At 64.8% G+C, this 21,003-nt stretch carries 20 protein-coding genes; 14 read left to right on the top strand and 6 right to left on the bottom strand.

The window, feature by feature from the left end; genetic code table 11:
• Positions 1–30 precede the first annotated feature (30 nt).
• Positions 31–726, bottom strand: a complete 696-nt coding sequence (locus AB4Z51_RS19825; RefSeq protein WP_441497817.1) for a GntR family transcriptional regulator — start codon at positions 724–726, stop codon at positions 31–33.
• Positions 727–1,073: 347 nt separating this feature from the next.
• On the opposite strand from AB4Z51_RS19825, the gene AB4Z51_RS19820 reads away from it, so the two are divergent.
• The 11 genes from AB4Z51_RS19820 (at position 1,074) to AB4Z51_RS19770 (ending at position 14,093) form a co-directional block, all read left to right on the top strand.
• On the top strand, positions 1,074–3,203 hold the full coding sequence (locus AB4Z51_RS19820; protein ID WP_028150267.1) for an acetate--CoA ligase family protein: 2,130 nt from the start codon (positions 1,074–1,076) through the stop codon (positions 3,201–3,203).
• Positions 3,204–3,307: 104 nt separating this feature from the next.
• Complete coding sequence (locus tag AB4Z51_RS19815) at positions 3,308–4,150, top strand: IclR family transcriptional regulator (protein WP_441497804.1); 843 nt, start codon at positions 3,308–3,310, stop codon at positions 4,148–4,150.
• A 115-nt stretch (positions 4,151–4,265) separates the two neighbouring features.
• Positions 4,266–5,234 carry a Bug family tripartite tricarboxylate transporter substrate binding protein gene (locus AB4Z51_RS19810; RefSeq protein ID WP_085400631.1) on the top strand — a complete coding sequence of 323 codons (969 nt, stop codon included), beginning with the start codon at positions 4,266–4,268 and terminating at the stop codon, positions 5,232–5,234.
• Entirely contained in the window at positions 5,231–5,713 is a 483-nt protein-coding gene (locus AB4Z51_RS19805) for a tripartite tricarboxylate transporter TctB family protein (protein WP_085400632.1), read from the top strand. The genes AB4Z51_RS19810 and AB4Z51_RS19805 overlap by 4 nt, the downstream gene beginning before the upstream one ends.
• Entirely contained in the window at positions 5,713–7,212 is a 1,500-nt protein-coding gene (locus tag AB4Z51_RS19800) for a tripartite tricarboxylate transporter permease (RefSeq protein WP_085400634.1), read from the top strand. The genes AB4Z51_RS19805 and AB4Z51_RS19800 overlap by 1 nt, the downstream gene beginning before the upstream one ends.
• A gap of 54 nt (positions 7,213–7,266) precedes the next feature.
• Positions 7,267–8,067 (top strand): NYN domain-containing protein, encoded by an 801-nt coding sequence (locus AB4Z51_RS19795; RefSeq protein ID WP_038931674.1) that lies wholly within the window; start codon positions 7,267–7,269, stop codon positions 8,065–8,067.
• A gap of 85 nt (positions 8,068–8,152) precedes the next feature.
• The gene (locus tag AB4Z51_RS19790; RefSeq protein ID WP_441497803.1) at positions 8,153–9,955 is read left to right on the top strand and encodes an adenine deaminase C-terminal domain-containing protein; all 1,803 of its coding nucleotides are present in this window, start codon (positions 8,153–8,155) and stop codon (positions 9,953–9,955) included.
• A gap of 152 nt (positions 9,956–10,107) precedes the next feature.
• On the top strand, positions 10,108–11,898 hold the full coding sequence (gcl, locus tag AB4Z51_RS19785; protein WP_085400638.1) for a glyoxylate carboligase: 1,791 nt from the start codon (positions 10,108–10,110) through the stop codon (positions 11,896–11,898).
• A 13-nt stretch (positions 11,899–11,911) separates the two neighbouring features.
• Positions 11,912–12,697 carry a hydroxypyruvate isomerase gene (gene hyi / locus AB4Z51_RS19780; RefSeq protein ID WP_085400639.1) on the top strand — a complete coding sequence of 262 codons (786 nt, stop codon included), beginning with the start codon at positions 11,912–11,914 and terminating at the stop codon, positions 12,695–12,697.
• A 12-nt stretch (positions 12,698–12,709) separates the two neighbouring features.
• The gene (locus tag AB4Z51_RS19775) at positions 12,710–13,597 is read left to right on the top strand and encodes a 2-hydroxy-3-oxopropionate reductase (RefSeq protein ID WP_085400641.1); all 888 of its coding nucleotides are present in this window, start codon (positions 12,710–12,712) and stop codon (positions 13,595–13,597) included.
• 112 nt (positions 13,598–13,709) lie between these two features.
• Positions 13,710–14,093, top strand: coding sequence for a DUF1236 domain-containing protein (locus AB4Z51_RS19770; protein ID WP_014496647.1), 384 nt, complete (start codon positions 13,710–13,712; stop codon positions 14,091–14,093).
• A 60-nt stretch (positions 14,094–14,153) separates the two neighbouring features.
• Here the strand turns inward: AB4Z51_RS19770 and AB4Z51_RS19765 are convergent, their stop codons facing one another.
• The 3 genes from AB4Z51_RS19765 to AB4Z51_RS19755 form a co-directional block, all read right to left on the bottom strand.
• On the bottom strand, positions 14,154–14,516 hold the full coding sequence (locus AB4Z51_RS19765) for a VanZ family protein (RefSeq protein ID WP_085400642.1): 363 nt from the start codon (positions 14,514–14,516) through the stop codon (positions 14,154–14,156).
• Positions 14,517–14,593: 77 nt separating this feature from the next.
• A complete protein-coding gene (locus AB4Z51_RS19760) occupies positions 14,594–15,190 on the bottom strand; it encodes a thiamine pyrophosphate-dependent enzyme (protein ID WP_085400644.1) in 597 nt (198 codons plus the stop codon).
• A gap of 8 nt (positions 15,191–15,198) precedes the next feature.
• Entirely contained in the window at positions 15,199–15,765 is a 567-nt protein-coding gene (locus AB4Z51_RS19755; RefSeq protein ID WP_085400646.1) for a thiamine pyrophosphate-binding protein, read from the bottom strand.
• A gap of 244 nt (positions 15,766–16,009) precedes the next feature.
• Between AB4Z51_RS19755 and AB4Z51_RS19750 the strand changes: the two genes are divergently transcribed.
• The 3 genes from AB4Z51_RS19750 (at position 16,010) to AB4Z51_RS19740 (ending at position 17,978) form a co-directional block, all read left to right on the top strand.
• A complete protein-coding gene (locus AB4Z51_RS19750; protein ID WP_063984507.1) occupies positions 16,010–17,059 on the top strand; it encodes a hydroxyacid dehydrogenase in 1,050 nt (349 codons plus the stop codon).
• A gap of 116 nt (positions 17,060–17,175) precedes the next feature.
• The gene (locus AB4Z51_RS19745) at positions 17,176–17,625 is read left to right on the top strand and encodes a flagellar basal body rod protein FlgC (protein WP_135215001.1); all 450 of its coding nucleotides are present in this window, start codon (positions 17,176–17,178) and stop codon (positions 17,623–17,625) included.
• 140 nt (positions 17,626–17,765) lie between these two features.
• A complete protein-coding gene (locus AB4Z51_RS19740) occupies positions 17,766–17,978 on the top strand; it encodes a hypothetical protein (RefSeq protein WP_028150282.1) in 213 nt (70 codons plus the stop codon).
• A 3-nt stretch (positions 17,979–17,981) separates the two neighbouring features.
• Here AB4Z51_RS19740 and AB4Z51_RS19735 read toward each other — a convergent pair whose 3' ends face one another.
• A complete protein-coding gene (locus AB4Z51_RS19735) occupies positions 17,982–18,560 on the bottom strand; it encodes a GNAT family N-acetyltransferase (protein ID WP_085400679.1) in 579 nt (192 codons plus the stop codon).
• Between the two features lie 6 nt (positions 18,561–18,566).
• Positions 18,567–20,924 carry an Orn/Lys/Arg decarboxylase N-terminal domain-containing protein gene (locus tag AB4Z51_RS19730; protein WP_441497802.1) on the bottom strand — a complete coding sequence of 786 codons (2,358 nt, stop codon included), beginning with the start codon at positions 20,922–20,924 and terminating at the stop codon, positions 18,567–18,569.
• Positions 20,925–21,003: the final 79 nt, after the last annotated feature.

Below are 21,003 nucleotides of genomic sequence, written 5' to 3'. Positions count from 1 at the left end.
GCGAATGGCTCGCCCTTCTGGTGAACGTTGCTAGGTGAACAGTTCTTGACCGTGCGCTTCGACGTAAGCGGCAAGGCCAAGGGTGTGGTCGCGGGCGCGCTTCTCGGCGAGCTCGGTGTCGCGCACTTCCAGTGCTTCGATCATGCTGAGATGCTCGGGCAGCGAAGTGGCGGTGCGATCCTTGCGTCCGATGGTGAGCTGGCGGTAGCCGCGCACGTGCAGCAGCAGGTCGTTGGTGAGATCGACCAGCACCGGCGATTCCGACAGCGAGATCAGCGCCTGATGAAAGGCGATGTTGGCGCGCGAATATTCCTCGACGTGATCCTCGGGCAGGCGGTCCTTGCCGAAATCCTTGAAGTAGTCGCGCAGCGCCGTGATGTCTTTCTTGCGTGCGGTGGTGGTGATCAGGCGGGCCGCCATGCTCTCCAGCRCCGCCCAGGCGCGGATCATGTCGACGATCTCGCTCTTGGTTCTGCGCACCACCATGATGCCGCGGCGCGGAACCGTCTTCACGAAGCCGTCCTGCTCGAGCATCGCGATGGCTTCGCGGATCGGGGTGCGGCTGACACCCAGGCGTTCGGACAGCGCGCGCTCGTCGAGCATCACCGGCTCGGGCGTCGAGTAGATGTCCATCTTGAGGATGGCTTCCTTCAAGGCGTCATACGCCTTGTTCTTGAAGCTGCTCTCCGGGGCAATACGAACGATTGCGATATCTGCCTCGGTCATGTTCGGCAACGCCTTGGTTGGTTTCCGCAGTGACACGACGAATCTCCTCCAGTGGGAGTCGTCTTTTACAGGATTATTAACTGGAAAGTTTTTGGCATACCACATGCCAGAATGTCAAGCTGGCTATTTTTTGCGGCGTTCTAAGTCATGCAGCAGCTTGACAAGTTGGCTTCTGGCATACCAAATGCCATCGCCAGCCATTTTTGATCCAAAGCGGCGGAGTAATGTGGGCTTTATGCCACTCCGTTCCGCGACATGGAACAGAGCGCGGCGAATGGCAAGCATCACGGGCAGCCGCTACACGCGCGCGCTTTGAAAGAACGAACTGAGGTCAAGGGAGAAGCCATATGTCCAATTCCAAAGATGCCGTCCGCAAAGTGCTCGACCAGGTCAAGGCGGACAACCGCACCAGCCTGACCGCGCCGGAAGGCAAGCTGGTCTGCGACGCCTACGGCATTCCGGTGCCGAAGGAGGGCGTGGCCAGGTCGGCGGGTGAGGCCGGCAAAATGGCCTCCTCGATGGGCTTCCCAGTGGTGATGAAGATCGTCTCGCCGGACATTCTCCACAAGACCGAAGCTGGCGGCGTCATCGTCGGCCTCAAGACGGCCGAGGATGCCGAGAAGGCCTACGAGACCATTCTCTCCAACGCCAAGAAGTACAAGTCCGATGCCAAGATCGAGGGCGTCCAGGTGCAGCAGATGCTGGCCGGCGGCACCGAGGTCATCGTCGGCTCGATCACCGACGGCTCGTTCGGCAAGCTGGTCGCTTTCGGCCTCGGCGGCGTGCTGGTCGAAGTCTTGAAGGACATTACCTTCCGCCTCGCGCCCGCGACCAAGGAAGACGCGCTGTCGATGCTCGACGGCATCCAGGCGCATGAGATTTTGAAGGGCGTTCGCGGCGGCGAGGCGGTGAATCGTACGGCGCTCGCCGACGTCATCGTCAAGGTCTCGCAGCTCGTCACCGATTTCCCCGAGATCGTCGAGCTCGATCTCAACCCGGTGTTCGCGACGGCCAAGGACGCGATCGCCGCCGACGTGCGCATCGTCGTCGACTTCGCCTATGTGCCCAAGCCGAAGCCGCGCCCGACCGAAGAGATCGTCGCGGCCATGAGCCGCATCATGCAGCCGAAGGCGGTCGCCGTGGTCGGCGCCTCCGCCGAGGACGGCAAGATCGGCAACTCCGTGATGAAGAACCTCATCAACGGCGGCTACAAGGGCGACATCTATCCGATCCACCCCAAGGCCGCCGAGATCCTCGGCTACAAGGCCTACAAGAGCGTGAAGGACGTGCCGGGCGTGATCGACACGGCCGTGTTCGCGATCCCCGCGAAGTTCGTCGCGGCGGCGCTCACCGAATGCGGCGAGAAGAAAATCCCGGGTGCGGTTCTGATTCCGTCGGGCTTCGCCGAAGCCGGCGCGCCGGAGCTTCAGGCCGAGATCGTCGAGGTCGGCAAGAAGTACGACATCCGCCTGATGGGGCCGAATATCTACGGCTTCTATTATACGCCGGCCAATCTCTGCGCGACCTTCTGTACGGCCTATGACGTCAAGGGCCACGCCGCGCTGTCGTCGCAGTCGGGCGGCATCGGCATGGCCATCATCGGCTTCTCGCGCTCGGCCAAGATGGGCGTCTCGGCGATCGTCGGCCTCGGCAACAAGTCCGATATCGACGAGGACGATCTGCTCGCCTTTTTCGAGCAGGATCCGAACACGAACCTGATCGCGCAGCACTGCGAAGACCTCAAGGACGGCCGCGCCTTCGCGGAAGCCGCCAAGCGCGTCTCCAAGAAGAAGCCGGTCATCGTGCTCAAGGCCGGCCGCACCTCGGCCGGCGCAAAGGCGGCCTCGTCGCATACCGGCGCGCTCGCCGGTAACGACAAGATCTACGAGGACGTCCTGGCGCAGTCCGGCGTGATCCGGGCCCGCTCGCTGCGGCAGCTGCTCGAATTCGCCCGTGGCGTGCCGGTGCTGCCGACGCCGAAGGGCGAGAACGTGCTGATCATCACCGGTGCGGGCGGCTCGGGCGTGCTGCTGTCGGACTCCTGCGTCGACAACGGCCTGTCGCTGATGTCGATGCCGCCGGATCTGGATGCGGCCTTCCGCAAGTTCATCCCTCCGTTCGGTGCGGCCGGAAATCCTGTGGATATCACCGGCGGCGAGCCGCCGATCACCTACGTCAACACGGTGAAGCTCGGCCTGTCGGACGAGCGGATCCATTCGCTGATCCTCGGCTACTGGCACACCATCGTCACGCCCCCGATGGTGTTCGCCCGCAACATGGTCGAGGTGAAGAAGGAGATGGAGGCCAAGGGCTTCGTGAAGCCGATCGTCGCCTCGCTCGCCGGCGACGTCGAGGTCGAGGAAGCCGCCGAATATCTCTACCAGAACGGCATCCCGGCCTACGCGTACTCCACCGAGCTGCCGGTCGAGGTGCTCGGCGCCAAGTACAAGTGGGCGCGCGGCGCGGGGCTGCTCTGAGACGACGAAGACGCTTCGGTATGATCCGGAGCGGGCCCTGACCCTCTCCCCGCAAGCGGGGAGAGGGAAATAAGAATAGGGCGAGGGAGAACGGTCAGGTCGCGATGAGCAAGAACGTGATCCGGCGCAAATCGCTCGAGCCTCGATCGCCATCGGAGGCCGACCACGACGCGCGCGATGGCGGCGTGCAGTCCGTCGACCGCGCGCTATCGATCCTCGAAACGCTGGCCGAAGACGACGAAGGCCATCGCCTCAGCGACCTCGCCGTGCGCACCGGCCTGTCGGCCTCGACCGTGCACCGCCTGCTGGCGACGCTGGAGAGCCGCCGCTTCGTGCAGTTCGACCGTGCCCAGTCCAAATGGCATGTCGGCGTGCGCAGCTTCACGGTCGGCGCGAGCTTTGCCCGGCGGCGTAATTTCTCCACGCAGGCGATTCCTTACTTGCGCAAGCTGCGCGATCTCACTCGCGAGACCGCCAATCTCGCTGTCGTCGACGACGAGTTCATCATCGTGCTGACCCGCATGGAGAGCCGCGAGATCATGCGCTCGCTGACCCAGGTCGGCGGCCGCGTCGCTATGGTGACGTCAGGCGTCGGCAAGGCAGTGCTCGCGACTTATTCGGACGAGGACGTCGGCGCGGTCATCCGCCATCACGGCATGCCCCGCCTGACCGAGAAGTCGATCGTGCGGCCGGGCGACCTGTTCAAGGAGCTCGAGAAGATACGCAAGCAGGGTTTTGCGCTCGACGATGAAGAAGCCTGTATGGGCCTGCGCTGTATTGCCGCAGTGGTCTATAACGACTGCGCCGAGCCGCTCGCGGCGATTTCCGTCTCGGGCATGACCAGCCGCCTGACCGACGACAGATTGCCGGAAATCGGCCAAATCGTGCGCGAAGTCGCCGGCGAGTTGACCGTCGCGCTCGGCGGGGTGATGCCGAAATCTGGCTAACAAGGAACCGGGCCTGTCGCTGGACAGCATCGGCCGTTTTGGCTGATATGCGACCAAACGACACAATGCGGCAACCGATCAACGACGTCCGCACGAGCCCTGGAGAATGCCCCCCATGTTCAAATTTCCCGCGCGCCTTGTCGGCGCAGCCGTCGCGCTGACCCTTGCGGCAGCTGCGCCCGCTTTCGCCCAGCAGCTCGAGCTCAAGCTGATGGCGCCGGCGGCCCCGGGCGGTGGCTGGGACCAGACCGCGCGCTCGATGCAGCAGGCGCTGGTCGCTTCGGGCGTCGCGCGCAGCGTGCAGGTCGTCAACGTTCCCGGCGCCGGCGGCAGCGTCGGCATCGCGCAGTTCGTCAACGGCGCCAAGGGCGACGGCAACCAGTTGATGGTCAACGGCTTCGTCATGGTGGGTGCGCTCGCCATGAACAAATCGCCTGTCACGCTCGAGCAGGTGACGCCGATCGCGCGCCTCACCGAGGAAATCCAGGTGATCGTGGTGCCGGCGAATTCGCCGATCAAGACCGCGCAGGATCTCGCCGCCGCGGTGAAAGCCGACATCGCCAAGGTGACCTTCGCCGGCGGCTCGGCCGGCGGCGTCGACCACGTCATGGCCGCGTTGTTCGCGGGCGCCGTCGGCGCCGACGCGAAGAAGATCAACTACATCCCGTTCTCCGGCGGCGGCGAATCGCTGGCGGCAATCCTCGGCGGCAAGGTCACCGCGGGCATTTCGGGGCTGAGCGAATATGAAGGGCAGATCAAATCCGGCAAACTGCGCGCGATCGGCGTGACCTCGGAGAAGCGCATCGCCGGCAGCGACATCCCGACCTTTAGGGAGCAAGGCATCGACCTCGTGATCGCCAACTGGCGTTCGGTGGTCGCGCCTCCCGGCATCACGCCGGAGCAGCGCAAGACGCTGAGCAATGCGGTCGAGAAGATGGTGAAGTCGGACGCCTGGAAGGAGATCCTCAAGCAGAAGGGCTGGGAGGATGCCTATCTCGGCGGCGACGCCTTCGTCGACTTCCTGAAGAAGGAAACCGTGCGCGTCACCGACGTGCTGAAATCGGTCGGCCTGGTCAAGTCATGACCTCAGGCGATCCCGCCCAGCCGCGGCGCGTCGATCGCGCCGGCATCGTCATCGCTGTATTGCTCGCAGGTCTCGCCGCGGTGCTGGTCTGGGACGCGCGCGGGCTACAATCCACTTCGATGTACGGGATGGGACCGGAGGCAATGCCGGTCGTGGTCGCCACCGGCCTTGCGCTGCTCGCGATCGGCAATTTCATCGACGCGCTGCGCGGCAATCTGCCGGCGCGCGAGAGCGCCGATCCCGTGCCTGTGGTTCTGATCCTCGTTGGCCTTGCGCTCCTCATTGCCATCATCGGCTTCGGCGGCGGCTTCATCCTGGCGACGTCGGCGCTGTTCGTGACGACGTCGGCAGCTTTCGGGCGCCGTGCCATCCTCGTCGACAGCATCATCGCCCTCGTGATGTCGACTCTCATCTATCTCGCGTTCGACCGGCTGCTGACGCTGAGCCTTCCGACCGGCCCGCTGGAGCGACTGCTGTGATGGACACTTTTGCGGCGCTGGCCCACGGCATGGCGGTCGCCGTCCAGCCGATGAACCTGCTTTACGCGCTGATCGGCGTGTTTCTTGGCACGGCAGTGGGCGTGCTGCCGGGCATCGGCCCGGCGCTGACGGTCGCGCTGCTGCTGCCGGTGACCTACAAGCTCGACCCCGGCGGCTCGCTGATCATGTTCGCGGGCATCTATTACGGCGGCATGTATGGCGGATCGACCACGGCGATCCTGATCAACACGCCCGGCGAGAGTGCCTCGATGGCGACTGCGCTCGAAGGCAACAAGATGGCCAAGGCCGGCCGCGGCGGGCCGGCGCTTGCGACCTCCGCGATCGGCTCCTTCGTCGCCGGCACCATCGCCACCATCGGCCTTGCGTTTCTCGCGCCGTGGCTGGTCGATTTCGCCGTGCGCTTTGGCCCCGAGGATTACTTCGCGCTGATGTGCGTCGCCTTCGTCACGGTGTCGGCAACCTTCGGCGATTCCCCGGTCCGCGGCCTGACCAGCCTCTTCATCGGCCTGACGCTGGGCCTCGTCGGCATCGACAAGCTGACGGGTCAGGCGCGGCTTGCGTTCGGCGTCCCCGAGCTGCTCGACGGCGTCGAGGTGACCACACTTGCTGTCGGCCTGTTTGCGGTGGGCGAGGCGCTCTACGTCGCATCGCGCCGCCACCACACTGAGGAAAAGCTCGAGCCGGTGCGGGGCTCGCTGTGGATGACGAAAGAAGACTGGAAGCGTTCGTGGAAGCCGTGGCTGCGCGGCACCATGTTCGGCTTCCCGATCGGTGCGCTGCCCGCTGGCGGCGCGGAGATCCCGACCTTCCTGTCCTATTCCACTGAGAAGCGGCTGACAAAACATCCGGAAGAATTCGGCAAGGGCGCGATCGAAGGCGTCGCGGGACCGGAGGCCGCCAACAACGCCTCCGCCGCCGGCACGCTGGTGCCGCTGCTGACGCTGGGATTGCCGACCTCGGCGACGGCCGCGATGATGCTGGCGGGGTTCCAGCAGTACGGCCTCAACCCGGGGCCGCTGCTGTTTGCCGAGCGGCCTGACCTTGTCTGGGGCCTGATCGCCAGTCTCTTCATCGCCAATTGCATGTTGCTGGTGCTCAATCTGCCGCTGGTCGGCCTGTGGGTGCGGCTGCTCGCGATCCCGCAGCCCTGGCTCTATGCCGGCATTCTCGTGTTCGCGACCATGGGCACCATCGCCGCAAAGCCGTCGGTGGTCGAATTGTCGATGCTCGCCGGCTTCGGCGTGCTCGGTTTCCTGATGCGCCGGTTCGACTTTCCGATCGCGCCGGTCGTCGTCGGCCTGATCCTCGGTCCGATCGCCGAGAGCCAGCTGCGCCGCGCGCTCGCGATCAGCCTCGGCGATCCCATGACGCTGCTCCAGAGCCCGATCTCGGCGACGCTGCTCGGCATTGCGCTGGTTGCGCTGCTGGCCCCGTTCGTGCTGAAGGGGATGGGGCGCTTCAAGGCGAACGAGGACTAGCCGTCCCGGCGCGCGCGTCCTCTAATGCTGCGTCCAGCTCGTTGAGGAAACGCCATGCCGTCGGAACTTCGCTCGCCCCGTCTCGCCGTCCTGATCGATGCCGACAACGCCTCTGCGAAGATCGCGGATGGGCTGTTCGAGGAGATTGCCAAGATCGGCGAGGCCAGCGTCCGCCGCATCTATGGCGACTTCTCCAATGCACGGTCCAGGGGCTGGGCCGACATTCTGTCGAAGCACGCCATCATCCCGCAGCAGCAATTCGCCTATACGACGGGAAAGAATGCCTCCGACATAACCCTGGTGATCGACGCCATGGACCTGCTTCACAGCGGCCGGTTCGACGGCTTCTGCCTGGTCTCCTCCGACAGCGACTTTACCCGTCTGGCCGCCCGCATCCGCGAGCAGGGCGTCGACGTGTTCGGGTTCGGCGAGCAGAAGACGCCGGAGAGCTTCAGGCAGGCCTGCCGAAGGTTCGTCTACACCGAGAACCTGGTCTCCGTCCCGGCGACCACCCAGGATGCCGCCTCAAGATCGACGTCGCTTCAGCCGCCCGATGCCGCCACGCCCATCATCAAGAAGGTCATCACCCAGATGGAGAGCGAGGACGGCTGGGTCGCGCTCGGCGAAGTCGGCCGGCAGCTCGCCAATCTGGCCTCCGATTTCGATCCGAGAACGTTCGGGTTCCGCAAGCTGAGTGACCTCGTACGCAAGACGAATTCGTTCGAGATCGATGAGCCAAAGGGCCGGTCGATGCGAATTCGGGTCAAGCCCGCTGCTGCAGCACCGCCGAGAAGGCGGAACCCGCGCAGGCCCGCAAGGGCGGGGGCGACGGGCAGTTCGGCGCCTAAGGCGTAAGCAGGGCCTGCCGTTATATTTGCGCTTGCCCGCTATAGCGCAGGGCGTAACCATCGCCGGGCCGTAACGCCACGCGAGGGTCCCGATGACCAGACTTAGCCGCTTCGCCGTCGCACCGCTGCATTCGATGACCCGGCGTCTGGCCGATGTCGCCTCCGCGCGCGTCGCACCGGATCTCGTGGTCACGGGTGCCCGGGTGCTTTCGACCTATTCGGAACGTATCCATCCCGGTCGGGAGGTCTGGATCACCGGTGGCCGCGTCGCAGCGGTGAAACCGGCCGGGGCGGCGAAGAAGGTCTGGGGCGGGGTGCCGCTTTACGACGCCGCCGGCGGCATCATCGCGCCGGGGCTGGTCGATCCGCACATCCACATCGAATCCTCCATGGTGACGGCCTGCGCCTATGCCGAGGCTGCGCTCCTCAACGGCACCACCACGATCTTCTGCGACAGCCACGAGATCGGCAACGTCATGGATGTCGCCGGTGTCGAGGCGATGCTGGAGGACGCGCGCGAGGCGCCGCTCTCGATCTTTTTGACGGTGCCGAGCACGGTGCCGGCCACGTCGGCGGAACTGGAGACCGCGGGCGGCGACCTCACGCCAGACAAGATCGCCGGCCTGTTCGACCGCTGGCCCGAAGCGGTCGCGCTCGGCGAGAAGATGGATTTCGTGCCTGTCACGACGGGCGACGAGCGCAGCCATGCCATTCTTGCCGCTGCCTTGAAGCGGGGGCGGCCGGTGTCCGGACACGTTTACGGCCGTGAATTCGTCGCGGCCTATGCGGCGTCCGGTGTCACCGACACCCATGAGGCGATCGATCGCGATATCGCCGACGATCTGCTCGACGCCGGCGTCTGGGTGTTCCTGCGCGGCGGTCCGCCGACCACGCCCTGGCATTCGCTGCCGCAGGCGATCCGCACCATCACCGAACTCGGGGCGTCGCACAAACGTACGGCCGTGTGCACCGACGACCGTGATGCCGACGATCTTCTGCTGTTCGGTCTCGACTGGGTGGTGCGCGAGGCCGTAAAGGCCGGCATGTCGCCCGAACAGGCCTGGTCGATGGGCTCGCTGCATGGCGCCATACGCTTCGGCATGGAGGGCGATATCGGCGGGCTCGGCGGCGGCCGCCGCGCCGATCTCGTGCTGATGGACGATCAGCTCAAGCCGCAATGCACCTGGTATGGCGGCGAGCTGGTGGTCGAGCATGGCAAGATTACGCCGCGGCTCGATCAGGCGCTGTCGCAGCGCTATCAATATCCGAAGGCGGCCTATGCGACGGTGAAGCTGCCGGAGAAGGTCAAGCTGACGCCGGAATTGCCGGCGAAGGCGTGTACCGTCAACGCTATCAAGACCGCGTTGCCGGGCATTACGCTGATTCATGAGAAGGTCGCGATCGAGCCGGCCAAGGATTGGCCGTCGCTGTTTGAGCGCTACGGCCTGTGCTTCGTCACGGTGGTCGAGCGCCACGGCAAGTCGGCCGGCAATGTGGCTTACGGCCTGCTGAAGGATTTCGGCCTGAAGCGCGGGGCGGTCGCCTCCAGCGTCGGGCACGACAGCCACAACATCATCGTCGCCGGCACCAACGAGGGCGACATGCAGGCGGCGATATCGGCCATCAAGGCGGAGCAGGGCGGCGTTTGCGTCGTCGCCGACGGCAAGGTGAGGGCGCTGGTTCCGCTGCCGATCGCAGGCCTGCTCTCCGACAAACGGGTCACCGAGGTCGCCGAAGCGGTCAAGGTACTGAAGAAGGAATGGGCCGAAGCCGGCTGCACCATCCCCTACATGGGCTTCAATTTGATTCCGCTGTCGGTCATTCCGGAAATTCGTATCACCGACAAGGGCCTCGTGCTGGTGCCGCAGATGGAGCTCGCGCCACTGTTCGAGTGAGCGGCTTTCACGCCGATGTCGATCTAACCGCTTGAGACCGCCGCGGTTTTTCCACGGCTGCCGCATCGTGGAAAATAAAATCGATCTCGTTGAGATCGCATCTTGCACGCCCGATGATCGCGCTCGCTGACGCAACTCAAGCGAGGTCCGATATGGCGAAGATGCGAGCCGTCGATGCTGCCGTGCGAATTCTGGAGAAGGAAGGCATCTCGACTGCCTTCGGCGTTCCCGGGGCCGCGATCAATCCGCTGTACTCGGCGCTGAAGAAGCGCGGGTCGATCCGCCACATTCTCGCGCGCCATGTCGAGGGCGCCTCGCATATGGCCGAGGGCTATACGCGGGCGAAGGCCGGCAATATCGGCGTCTGCATCGGCACGTCGGGGCCGGCCGGCACCGACATGATCACCGGGCTCTATTCGGCGATCGCCGATTCCATTCCGATCCTCTGCATCACCGGGCAGGCGCCGCGCGCACGGCTCTACAAGGAAGATTTTCAGGCCGTCGACATCGAGTCGATCGCAAAGCCCGTCACCAAATGGGCTGTGACCGTGCGCGAGCCGGCGCTGGTGCCGCGTGTGTTCAGCCAGGCCTTTCACATCATGCGCTCGGGCCGGCCGGGTCCGGTGCTGATCGACATGCCGCTCGACGTGCAGCTCGCCGAGATCGAGTTCGACGACGAGACCTATGAGCCGCTGTCAGTCTACAAGCCCACCGCGACGCGCAAGCAGGTCGAGAAGGCGCTGGAGATGCTCAACGCCGCCGAGCGGCCGCTGATCGTCGCCGGTGGCGGTATCATCAACGCCGACGCCTCGGACCTGCTGGTGGAATTCGCCGAGATCGCCAACGTGCCGGTCGTGCCGACGCTGATGGCGTGGGGTGCGATCCCCGACGACCACGTGCTGATGGCCGGCATGGTCGGCCTGCAGACCAGCCACCGCTATGGCAATGTGACCATGCTGGAATCCGACTTCGTGCTCGGCATCGGCAACCGCTGGGCCAACCGTCACACCGGCTCGGTCGAGACCTACACCAAGGGTCGCACCTTCGTGCATGTCGACATCGAGCCGACCCAGATCGGGCGCGTGTTCAATCCGGATCTCGGCATCGTCTCGGACGCCAAGGCCGCGCTCGAGCTCTTCGTCACCGTCGCCAGGGAGTGGCGCCGGTCAGGCAGGCTCCGCGAGCGCCAGGCGTGGGCCGCGGCCTGCCGCGATCGCAAGAAGACGATGCTGCGCAAGAGCCATTTCGACAACGTCCCGATCAAGCCGCAGCGCGTCTATGAGGAGATGAACAAGGCCTTCGGCCGCGACACCACCTATGTCACCGTGATCGGCTTGTCGCAGATCGCCGGCGCGCAGTTCCTGGGCGTCTACAAGCCGCGCAACTGGATCAATGCCGGGCAAGCCGGCCCGCTCGGCTGGACGCTGCCTGCCGCGCTCGGAGTGCGTGCGGCATGCCCGGATCGCGAGATCGTCGCGCTGTCCGGCGATTACGACTTCCAGTTCCTGATCGAGGAGCTCGCGGTCGGCGCGCAGTTCAATCTGCCCTACATCCACGTCGTCGTGAACAATTCCTATCTCGGCCTGATCCGCCAGGCCCAGCGCGGCTTCGACATGGATTACCACGTCCAGCTCTCCTTCGAGAACGTCAACGCACCGGAGCTCGGTGGCTACGGCGTCGACCATGTCGCGGTCGCCGAAGGCCTGGGCTGCAAGGCGATCCGCGTCACCGATCCCAAGGATACGCAGGCGGCGTTTGCGACCGCGCGTGAATTGATGGCGAAGCACCGCGTGCCCGTCGTGGTCGAGTTCATTCTCGAACGCGTCACCAACATCGCGATGGGCACGGAGATCGACAACATCGTCGAGTTCGAGGAGGTGCTGGATCTGCCGCTCGACGAGGTCTCGACCGCGCGGCCCGGCGTGCTTCAGCCGGCGGAATAGGGGGAACAGCATCATGCCGAAATTTGCCGCCAACCTCACCATGCTCTTCAACGAGATGCCGTTCATCGACCGTTTCGCCGCGGCGAAAGCGGCGGGCTTCTCCGGGGTCGAGTATCTCTTCCCGTATGATTTCGACAAGGCGTTGCTGCGCGAGCAGCTCGAAGCTCACGGGCTGACGCAGGTGCTGCACAATCTTCCAGCGGGCAACTGGGCGGCGGGCGAGCGCGGCATCGCGATCCTGCCCGATCGCGTCAGTGAATTTCGCGACGGCGTGTTCCGTGCCATCGACTATGCCAAGGCGCTCGATTGCGAGCAGCTCAATTGCCTCGTCGGCATCGCGCCTGCCGATGCCGACCCGCGCGAGCTCAACGAAACGCTGGTCGGCAATCTTCGCTTTGCCGCCTCGACGCTGGCGCGCGAGAACATCAAGCTCCTGGTCGAGCCGATCAACACGCTCGACATTCCCGGCTTCTACCTCAACGGCACCGAGCAGGCGGTTCAGCTGATCTCCGAGGTGCGGTCGAACAATCTGTTCATCCAGTACGACATCTACCACATGCAGATCATGGAGGGCGATCTCGCCCGGACCATGCAGGAATATCTCCCGCAGATCGCCCATATCCAGCTCGCCGACAATCCCGGTCGCCATGAGCCCGGCACCGGTGAGATCAACTACCCCTTCCTGTTCCGCCACCTCGACGCGATCGGCTATCGCGGCTGGATCGGCTGCGAATACAAGCCGCGCACCACGACGCTGGAAGGCCTGTCCTGGCACGCCGCGCAGACATTTGAGACCTGAGGAAACGTAGACATGATCGATATCGGCTTCATCGGACTTGGCACCATGGGACGGCCGATGGCCGGCCACCTTCTGGCCGCAGGCCATCGCGTGCTCCTACATGACGTCGCGCCGGTCGCGCCTGAGCTGATTTCCGCGGGTGGCATCGCCTGCAAGTCAGCCAAGGAGGTCGCGGAGGAGGCGGATGCCGTCATCATCATGGTGCCTGATACCCCGCATGTGGAGGCGGTGCTGTTCGGTAAGGACGGCGTTGCTAACGGGATCTCCAAGGGCAAGATCGTCGTCGACATGAGCTCGATCTCGCCGCTGGCGACCAAAGAATTCGCGAAGAAGATCGAGGCGCTAGGCGCGGACTATCTCGACGCGCCGGTGTCGGGCGGCGAGGTCGGGGCCAAGGCCGCGACCCTCACCATCATGGTCGGCGGGCCGGAGCGGGCCTTTGGCACCATGAAGCCGATCTTCGACAAGATGGGCAAGAACGTCACGCATGTCGGCGCCAATGGCGATGGTCAGACGACGAAGGTGGCCAACCAGATCATCGTCGCACTGACGATCGAGGCGGTGAGCGAAGCGCTGCTGTTCGCATCCAAGGCGGGGGCCAATCCCGCTCTCGTGCGCAAGGCGCTGATGGGCGGTTTTGCATCGTCGCGGATTCTCGAAGTGCATGGCGAGCGCATGGTGAAGCGCAATTTCGAGCCGGGCTTCCGCATCGAGCTGCACCAGAAGGACCTCAACCTCGCGCTCGAAGGTGCGCGCGCGCTCGGCCTGTCGTTGCCGAGCACGGCATTGGCGCAGCAATTGTTCTCGTCCTGCGCCGCGCATGGCGGCAAGGCCTGGGATCATTCCGCGATGGTGCGGGCACTGGAACTGATGGCGGGACACGAGATCGCCGCAGCGTAAGTGTTACGCGGTAACACTCTCCAGATCTGGTCTGTCTTTCGTCGTGCGGGAACCGGAACAATGGTTCGCCCCCGCGGTTGAAGGCGCAGAACAATCACTGGAGAGTGTGGACATGAAGACCCGTCTTGCGATTTCGCTGGCTGCCGTGTCGCTGCTGGCGTCGAGTGCAGCCTTTGCCCAGTCGACGACCGAACAGGGCGCCAGGGACGGCGCACGTGCGGGTGGCGACATCGGCGGACCGATCGGCGCGATGGTCGGCGGCACCGTCGGTGCGGCCGTCGGCGCGGGCCTCGAAATTCCGAATGCCGTGCTCGGCGGAATCCCGCGCGACGATTCCGTCGTGATCCACGAGCGCGTCGTCGTCGGCGAGCCGCTGCCCCCGACCGTGGTGCTGCGCCCCGTGCCGAACTATACCGAGTATCGCTACGCGGTCGTGAACGATCGCCGCGTCATCGTCGAACCGCGCACGCGCCGCGTCGTCAAGATCATCGACTGATCGGTCAGAGCGTGAAGGCTTTGAAGAGCCGGGCCCCGCGGAGCGTCACTCCGCGGGGCCCTAGTTCGTCAGGGCCGAATTGGCGCGGAGGCGTGCCATGATCCAATCGGCGACGGCGGCGAGCGCAAAGCCGATACAGGCGGTGCCGGCATCGACCAGAAAATCGTCCAGCCGTGCATGCCGTCCCGGTGCCCAGAACTGCATCAGCTCGAGCACGCCGATCAGGACCACCGCGATGGCGGCGATGGCCCAGCGGCGATTCCGGTAGGCGAGGCCGAAGGCCAGTCCCACCAGGATGAAGGCGAGGGCGTGCTCACCGTCCTGGCCGAGGTCGGAATGGGGCCGCAGGCCGGGCGGGCCGAGGGTTGCGAAAGTGACGGCGGCCGCGAGCAGCCAGGCAAAAAAGCGAATAAAAATGGGCATCCGGTGCCGATAGCACGGATTTGCAACGGCCTGTTGCGGGGCAGGGATCAGATCGCCGTGTAGTTAATGACGAAACGTTAAAGTGGCTCGCGTACGCCGAGGCCGTGCATGAAGCGTTCCCGGATCTGGACGGGATCCCTGCGGGTGGTACCCACGCCCGGCTTGTCGTCGATGCGGACCGCGATCAGGCTCGGCTCGGAGGCGGACATGGCCTCGTCGACCAGCCGCTCGAAATCCTCCTCGTCCGCGGCCCAGGCGCTGTTGGCAAGTCCCGAGCCTGTGGCTATGGCGACGATGTCGGCGACGCCAGCGGCCGGCGTCGGCTGCGCACCGGTGATCTGGTAGATGCCGTTGTCCATCACGATCATGATGAGGTTCTTCGGCTTCAACGCCGCAATCGTCGAGAGCGCGCCGAGCTGCATCAGCAGCGAGCCGTCGCCTTCGAGCGCGAAGACGCGGCGATCGGGCTGGGCCAGCGCGACGCCCAATGCGATCGGGAAAGCCAGCCCCATGCTGCCGAGCATGTAGAAGTTCTGCGGGCGATGGCCGGCGGCCCAGAGATCGAAATTGGTGTTGCCGATGCCGCCGACCACGGCTTCCTCGTGCTTGAGCTTTCCGATCAGGCGCGAGGTAACGTCGAAGCGGTTCATGACCTTGGTATTGCGCGTGTTCATCGCCGACCTCACTTGTCGAACGTCTTGCCGCCGGTGAGCAGCGGGTTGAGGATTAACGCCACCGGCGCTTGCGTGGTGACGGCCTGCTTGATCGAGCGGTCGGCGATGAATTCGAGTTCGTCGAGCCGGGTGATGGTGTGGTGCTCCAGCGCGAGCGAATCCAGCACCGGGCGCATGGTCCGGCAGACCAGCGATTGCCCGTAATTGAACTCGCCAAGCGTGCCGCGCTCGGAGACGAACATGATCAGCGGGATCTGGTAGGGCACCGCGAGCGAGGCCAGCACGTTGGCGAGCGTGGCGAAGCCGGAGGTCTGCATCAGCACCGCGCCGCGACGTCCGCCCATCCAGGCGCCGGAGACGATGCCGACGGCCTCCTCCTCGCGGGCGGTGGCAAAGGTGGTGAAGAAGGGGTCGGCGTGCAGGTTCTTGATCAGCGGCGTCAGCACGCGGTCGGGCACGTAAGGGATCAGGCTGATCTCGTTCCGCTTCAGGGTCTGCAGGACGATGCCGTGCCAGCTCCTGTCGCCGGCGCCTTGTGCCGCCTGGGGCGAGGTCTGCTGTTCCGCAAGCGCCATTGCGTTCTCCCTTGAGCCGCGCATGCTTCTTGGTTCTGGTCGTCGCGGCGGTCTGCCGAACTTGACGCAGGCAGCGGGATTGTCAACATGTCCGGGCCAGCACCGTGATCTGCGCCAGACGGCCTGTCGTGGCCGGCACCGCCATGTCATAAGCGGCGATAATGCAAAAACGGGAGGAACGCATGGACGGAGCGCGGGGTGCGCTGGCCTTGCGGGTCTCCTTGAGAGAGCCGGAAGGGTCCTGATGTCCGTCAACAGCAAGCGTGTCTTCTACGTCAAATACCTGGCCAATCCGATCTATATCGACATCCTGAAGGCGCGGTCCGACGTCCGGCTCGATCGCATCGAGAACGAGAGCCCGGAAGATTTCTATGCCCCGATCCTGAACGCGGCGCATGTTTACCAGATCGGAGCCGCCCGCGACGAACTTGCCCCGCATTTCCATGTCGATGCCGCCTTCCTGAAGCGCACGCCGAACCTGTTGCTGGTCTCCAGCAATGGCGCGGGCTTCGATCCCGTCGATGTCGAGGCCTGCACCGATGCGGGCGTGCTGGTCGTCAACCAGTCCGGTGGCAACGCGCATTCCGTCGCCGAGCATGCGCTGGCGATGATGCTGACGCTGTCCAAGCGCATCATCCAGTCCGACCGCAAGCTCCGCAGGGAGGCCAACGTCAACCGCAACGAGCTCGTCGGCAACGAGGTCGAGCACAAGACCGTGGGCATCATCGGCCTCGGCAATGTCGGCCGCCGCATTGCCGCGCTGTGCAAGGGCCTGCTCGGCATGACGGTGCTGGCCTATGACCCGTATTTGTCGGCCGAGGTGATGGCCGAGCGGGGCGGGGAGAAGGTCGAGCTCGACGAGCTGCTGCGCCGCGCCGATTTCGTCTCGATCTCCTGTCCGCTCGACAAGAAAAGCCGCAACATGATCAGCACGCGCGAATTCGCGCTGATGCAGCCGCACGCCTATTTCATCACCACGGCGCGCGGCTTCATCCACGACGAGGATGCGCTGCTCCAGGCGCTCCGCGACAAGCGCATTGCCGGTGCCGGCCTCGACGTCTGGTCGAAGGAGCCGCCGCCGCCCGAGCATCCGCTGCTCCAGTTCGACAACGTGCTGGCGAGCCCGCACACCGCAGGCGTGACGATCGAGGCGCGCCAGAACATGGGCCGCATCGCCGCCGAGCAGGTGCTGGACACGCTCGACGGCAAACGCCCGCCGCGCATCATCAATCCCGAGGTCTGGCCGCGCTACGCCGAGCGCTTCAAGCAGGCGTTCGGCGTGACGCCGGGGTAGGGGCGTGCGAAGCCTGATCGCGCTCCGATCGTTGGTTACGCGGATGAAAACAGAAAGCGGCGGATTTTACTGATGGCGTGAATGAACGCGTATCACTTGTCCTGTAGTTGAAGTCCATGAGCATATTTTCGATTGCGACATCCGGACTTTCCGCGGCGAGTTTGCGCGTGAACGTGGCCGCGAGCAACATCGCCAATGTCCGCACGACCGGCCCGCTACCCGCCTCAAGCGGATCGAGCACATCGGCCGGTGCGGGCAGCTCGAGCATTGGCCCGACATTTCCAGCGGCCTATGTGCCGTTGCGCATCGATCAGGTCTCCCAATCGAGCGGCTCGACGCCAGGCGGTACGGTCGCGACCGTGTCGACGGTTTCGCCGAGCTATACCGCACAATCCGACCCCGGCGCTGCCTTCGCAAACGAGGACGGCCTTGTCGCCGCGCCGAACGTCGATCTCGCCAGCGAGTTCGTTCAAATGGCGGCCGCCAAGTACAGCTTCATTGCCAATGCGAAGGTCATTCAAGCCTACGCCGAGACAGAACAGACCCTCCTCGATATCAAGACGTGATCGCTGACGGATTGTATCGACGCCTGCGTTGGCGGCGGGAACCGTCACCGATCTTGATCCGCGTCAAAATCTCCTTTCCCGGTTCAGGCTAAATGGGATTAAAGTGCCGCCGGGGCACGCTGGCGCAGGCAGGAGGTCCCATGTCAACTTATGTCGTCAGGTTCATGAAGGACGTGCTCGGCCAGTACGGCCGGCAGATCGAGGTTTGCCAGGGCACGCTCGAAATCGACGCCACCGACGAGGACGAAGCCAGGGAGCGGGCGAAGGCGAGGTTTTGCAAGGACCAGGCGTTGCATCACTGGTCGCTGCATGCCGACCGGATCCAGGTCAAGCCGGCTGACTTTCCCTCGTAAGGTTTAACGGCCCGGTGCCGTTAGCGTCGGCGGCGCGGTGATGCCCGCGCCGAGCGATCGCTGCACCATGACCGTGTCCGACCAGCGGCCGTGGCGATAGGCGACGCCGCAGAGCACGCCGGCGCGCGCGAAGCCGAACTTTTCGTGCAGCGCCAGCGAGGGCGCGTTGTCGGCATCGATATAGCCGATCATCTGGCGGAAGCCGGCCGCCGCGCACGCATCGATCATTCCCTGGAGCAGCAGCCGTCCGACGCCGCGACCGAGATGCTCGTGGTGGACGTAGATCGAGTGCTTGGCCGTGTAGCGGTAGGCCGGGCGCTTGCGGAACAGCACCGCATAGGCATAGCCGACCACCTCGCCGCGATAGGTCGCGACCAGATGCGGCAGGCGGGTCTGCTTCAGGTTCTTGCGGCGGTCGCGCAGATCGTCCGGTTCGGGCGCGCCGGTTCCCTCGACGTCGCGCGGCACGCCATTGCGGACGTGATGGCGGTAGATCGCCAGCATCGCCTCGACATCGCTCTCCCGTGAGGGGCGGACCAGAACCGGTTCGTCATCTGTACGCGCAATCGCTGTTTCGTTCATCGGCACCTACTCGGCAACGACGTAAGTATAGAGGCCGATGCGGCCCTGTGCATCGATCTCCTTGTAGACGCCCTGGATTTCCACATCGAACCCCGGGAACGTGTTGAAGCAGGTTTCGAACATTTTGAGATAATCCACCATGGGCTTGGCCCGCTCCGTCAGCCGCTCGCCGGGGACGATGGTGGCGATGCCGGGCGGGTAGACCACGAACGGCGTGGTGGCGATGCGGCCCGCGATCGCCTCGATCGGCAAATAGTCGACGTCGTTCTTGAACAGATAGCGCGCGGCATCGCGCGGCGACATCGCGATCTCGGGCATGTGCTCGGGCATGAACTGCCGGGCCTGGAGGGCGCTGACATCGGCGGCGCGGAAGAAGCGGTGCATGTCGCCGCAGAGATCGCGCAGCCGCACGCCGGCATAGCGCGCCTGCCGCCGCTGGTAGAATTCAGGGATGACGTCGGCCAGCAACGCGTTGTCGTCATGCAGCCTTTTGAATGCGACAAGCCCGGAGATCAGCGTGCCGGCCTTGCTCGCCTCGACGCCGGGAGTGAGCAGGAAGAGCAGGGAGTTGRGGTCGTTCTTCTCAGGGACGATGCGGTTTTCGCGCAGATACTGCGCGACCACGGGCGCGGGAATGCCGTGCTCGGCATAGGCGCCGGTGGTGCGATCGAAGCCGGGCGTCAGCAGCGTCAGCTTGTTCGGGTCGGTCATGGCAAAGCCCTCCGCGAGATCGGGAAAGCCGTGCCAGTTGGTATCTGGCGAGAGCTGCCACAGCGCCGGATTGGTGGCGAGCTCGTCGGTGGAGAGGGTCTCCCAGGCGACGTTGTGCGCGGCGCCGGGGCGGCTGACGTCGGGAATGGCGACGCGATCGGGCACGAAGGGCTCGAAGAACCAGCGGCGATCCGGATTTTGCTCCTTCTCCTCGAACTCCCGGCGCATGGCGCGGATCTTCTTGCGCAGCTCGATGCCGAGCCGGATCGTGTCGTCCCACAGCACCTCGCCCGAGCGGCCCTTCATCATCTGCGCGCCGACGTCGAGGGAGGCGAACAGCGGGTAGAACGGCGAGGTCGAGGCGTGCTGCATGAAGCTCTCGTTGAAGCGGCGGTGTTCGACGCGCCGCTTCTGGCCGCGGATATGGCGGTCCTTGATGTGGATCTGGGAGGCCTGTGAGAAGCTCGCGAGCTGCTTGTGGGTAGACTGCGTCGCGATGATGCCGGGTGCTTCGGGGGGAAGGTTCGCCAGCCCCATGGCGAAGCGGCCGGCATAGAGCGGGTGGAATTTCATGAAGCCGGCCCAGGCCTCGTCGAACAGGATGTATTCGCAGAGATGGCCGATGCGCTTCAGGATCATCTCGGCGCTGTGGATCGAGCCGTCATAGGTGCACTGCTCGACGACGGCGACGCGGAACGGCCGCGCCTTGCGCCAGGCGTCCTTGTCCGTCACCAGCGGATGGTTCCGGATCGCCTCGCGCAGGGCCTTTTCGTCGAGCATGTCCCAGCGCATCGGGCCGATCAGGCCCCAGGCATTGCGGATGGTCGGGACGTAGACCGGGACGCCGCCATTGATCATCAGCGCGCCGTGATGGGCGGCCTTGTGGTTGTTGCGGTCGAACAGCACGAGGTCGCCGTCGGTGACGAGGGCGCCGAGCGCGACCTTGTTCGAGGTCGAGGTGCCGTTGAGCACGAAATAGGTCTTCTCCGCGCCGAAAATCTGGGCAGCTTCCTTCTGCGCCCTCAGCGCGGGACCCTCGTGGGTGAGGAGGTCGCCGAGGTCGAGCACGGAATTGTCGAGGTCGTCGCGGAACACGGATTCGCCGAGATGCTCGACGAAGACCCGGCCGATCGGGCTGCGGTTGTAGAACACGCCGCCATTGTGACCCGGACAGGTCCAGAGCTGGTTGCCTTCCTCGGCATAATCGACCAGTGCGCCGAAGAACGGCGTCTTCAGCGTCTCGGCATATTGCTTGAGCCGGCTGATCAAATTCTTGGCGATGAAGGTCGGCGTCTCCTCGGACAGGAAGACATAGCCGTCGATGAAGTCGAGCACCTCGACCGGCAAATCCTCGAAGCGCTTGCGCCGGATCAGGAGGATGATCGGGAAGTCGAGGCCGCGGCGCCGCATCAGGTTGATCAGCGCCGAGGTCTTCCCCTCGAGGCCCTTCTTGCCCCAGTCCACCACCATGCAGCCGATCGCGGCGTCGGTCTGCACCGCGATCTCCGCGTCCTCCAACCTGCGGGCCCTCACGACCTCGAAGCCGGAGCGCTGGATCTCCTCGATAATCTGGTTGAAGCGGATGCCTTCCAGATCGTCGGCGTCGAACACAGGTGCGGCGAACAGGAAGTTGAAGCGCTTGAAATAATCCATGGTGTGTCCCGAATCTACAGAGACTGGCAGGTCTCTGCACTTTCGATGACAGTTCTATGACAATCGCCCGATCCAGCGG

The sequence above is a fragment of the Bradyrhizobium sp. 2TAF36 genome (genome assembly GCF_052114925.1).
Lineage (GTDB): Bacteria > Pseudomonadota > Alphaproteobacteria > Rhizobiales > Xanthobacteraceae > Bradyrhizobium > Bradyrhizobium barranii.
This window is presented reverse-complemented; position numbering and strand designations above follow the sequence as displayed.

Coding starts and splice junctions, on each gene's coding strand:
- AB4Z51_RS19820 (WP_028150267.1), top strand. CDS start 1,074: ATGTCCAATTCCAAAGATGCCGTCCGCAAAGTGCTCGACCAGGTCAAG.
- AB4Z51_RS19815 (WP_441497804.1), top strand. CDS start 3,308: ATGAGCAAGAACGTGATCCGGCGCAAATCGCTCGAGCCTCGATCGCCA.
- AB4Z51_RS19810 (WP_085400631.1), top strand. CDS start 4,266: ATGTTCAAATTTCCCGCGCGCCTTGTCGGCGCAGCCGTCGCGCTGACC.
- AB4Z51_RS19805 (WP_085400632.1), top strand. CDS start 5,231: ATGACCTCAGGCGATCCCGCCCAGCCGCGGCGCGTCGATCGCGCCGGC.
- AB4Z51_RS19800 (WP_085400634.1), top strand. CDS start 5,713: ATGGACACTTTTGCGGCGCTGGCCCACGGCATGGCGGTCGCCGTCCAG.
- AB4Z51_RS19795 (WP_038931674.1), top strand. CDS start 7,267: ATGCCGTCGGAACTTCGCTCGCCCCGTCTCGCCGTCCTGATCGATGCC.
- AB4Z51_RS19790 (WP_441497803.1), top strand. CDS start 8,153: ATGACCAGACTTAGCCGCTTCGCCGTCGCACCGCTGCATTCGATGACC.
- gcl (WP_085400638.1), top strand. CDS start 10,108: ATGGCGAAGATGCGAGCCGTCGATGCTGCCGTGCGAATTCTGGAGAAG.
- hyi (WP_085400639.1), top strand. CDS start 11,912: ATGCCGAAATTTGCCGCCAACCTCACCATGCTCTTCAACGAGATGCCG.
- AB4Z51_RS19775 (WP_085400641.1), top strand. CDS start 12,710: ATGATCGATATCGGCTTCATCGGACTTGGCACCATGGGACGGCCGATG.
- AB4Z51_RS19770 (WP_014496647.1), top strand. CDS start 13,710: ATGAAGACCCGTCTTGCGATTTCGCTGGCTGCCGTGTCGCTGCTGGCG.
- AB4Z51_RS19765 (WP_085400642.1), bottom strand. CDS start 14,516: ATGCCCATTTTTATTCGCTTTTTTGCCTGGCTGCTCGCGGCCGCCGTC.
- AB4Z51_RS19760 (WP_085400644.1), bottom strand. CDS start 15,190: ATGAACACGCGCAATACCAAGGTCATGAACCGCTTCGACGTTACCTCG.
- AB4Z51_RS19755 (WP_085400646.1), bottom strand. CDS start 15,765: ATGGCGCTTGCGGAACAGCAGACCTCGCCCCAGGCGGCACAAGGCGCC.
- AB4Z51_RS19750 (WP_063984507.1), top strand. CDS start 16,010: ATGTCCGTCAACAGCAAGCGTGTCTTCTACGTCAAATACCTGGCCAAT.
- AB4Z51_RS19745 (WP_135215001.1), top strand. CDS start 17,176: ATGAGCATATTTTCGATTGCGACATCCGGACTTTCCGCGGCGAGTTTG.
- AB4Z51_RS19740 (WP_028150282.1), top strand. CDS start 17,766: ATGTCAACTTATGTCGTCAGGTTCATGAAGGACGTGCTCGGCCAGTAC.
- AB4Z51_RS19735 (WP_085400679.1), bottom strand. CDS start 18,560: ATGAACGAAACAGCGATTGCGCGTACAGATGACGAACCGGTTCTGGTC.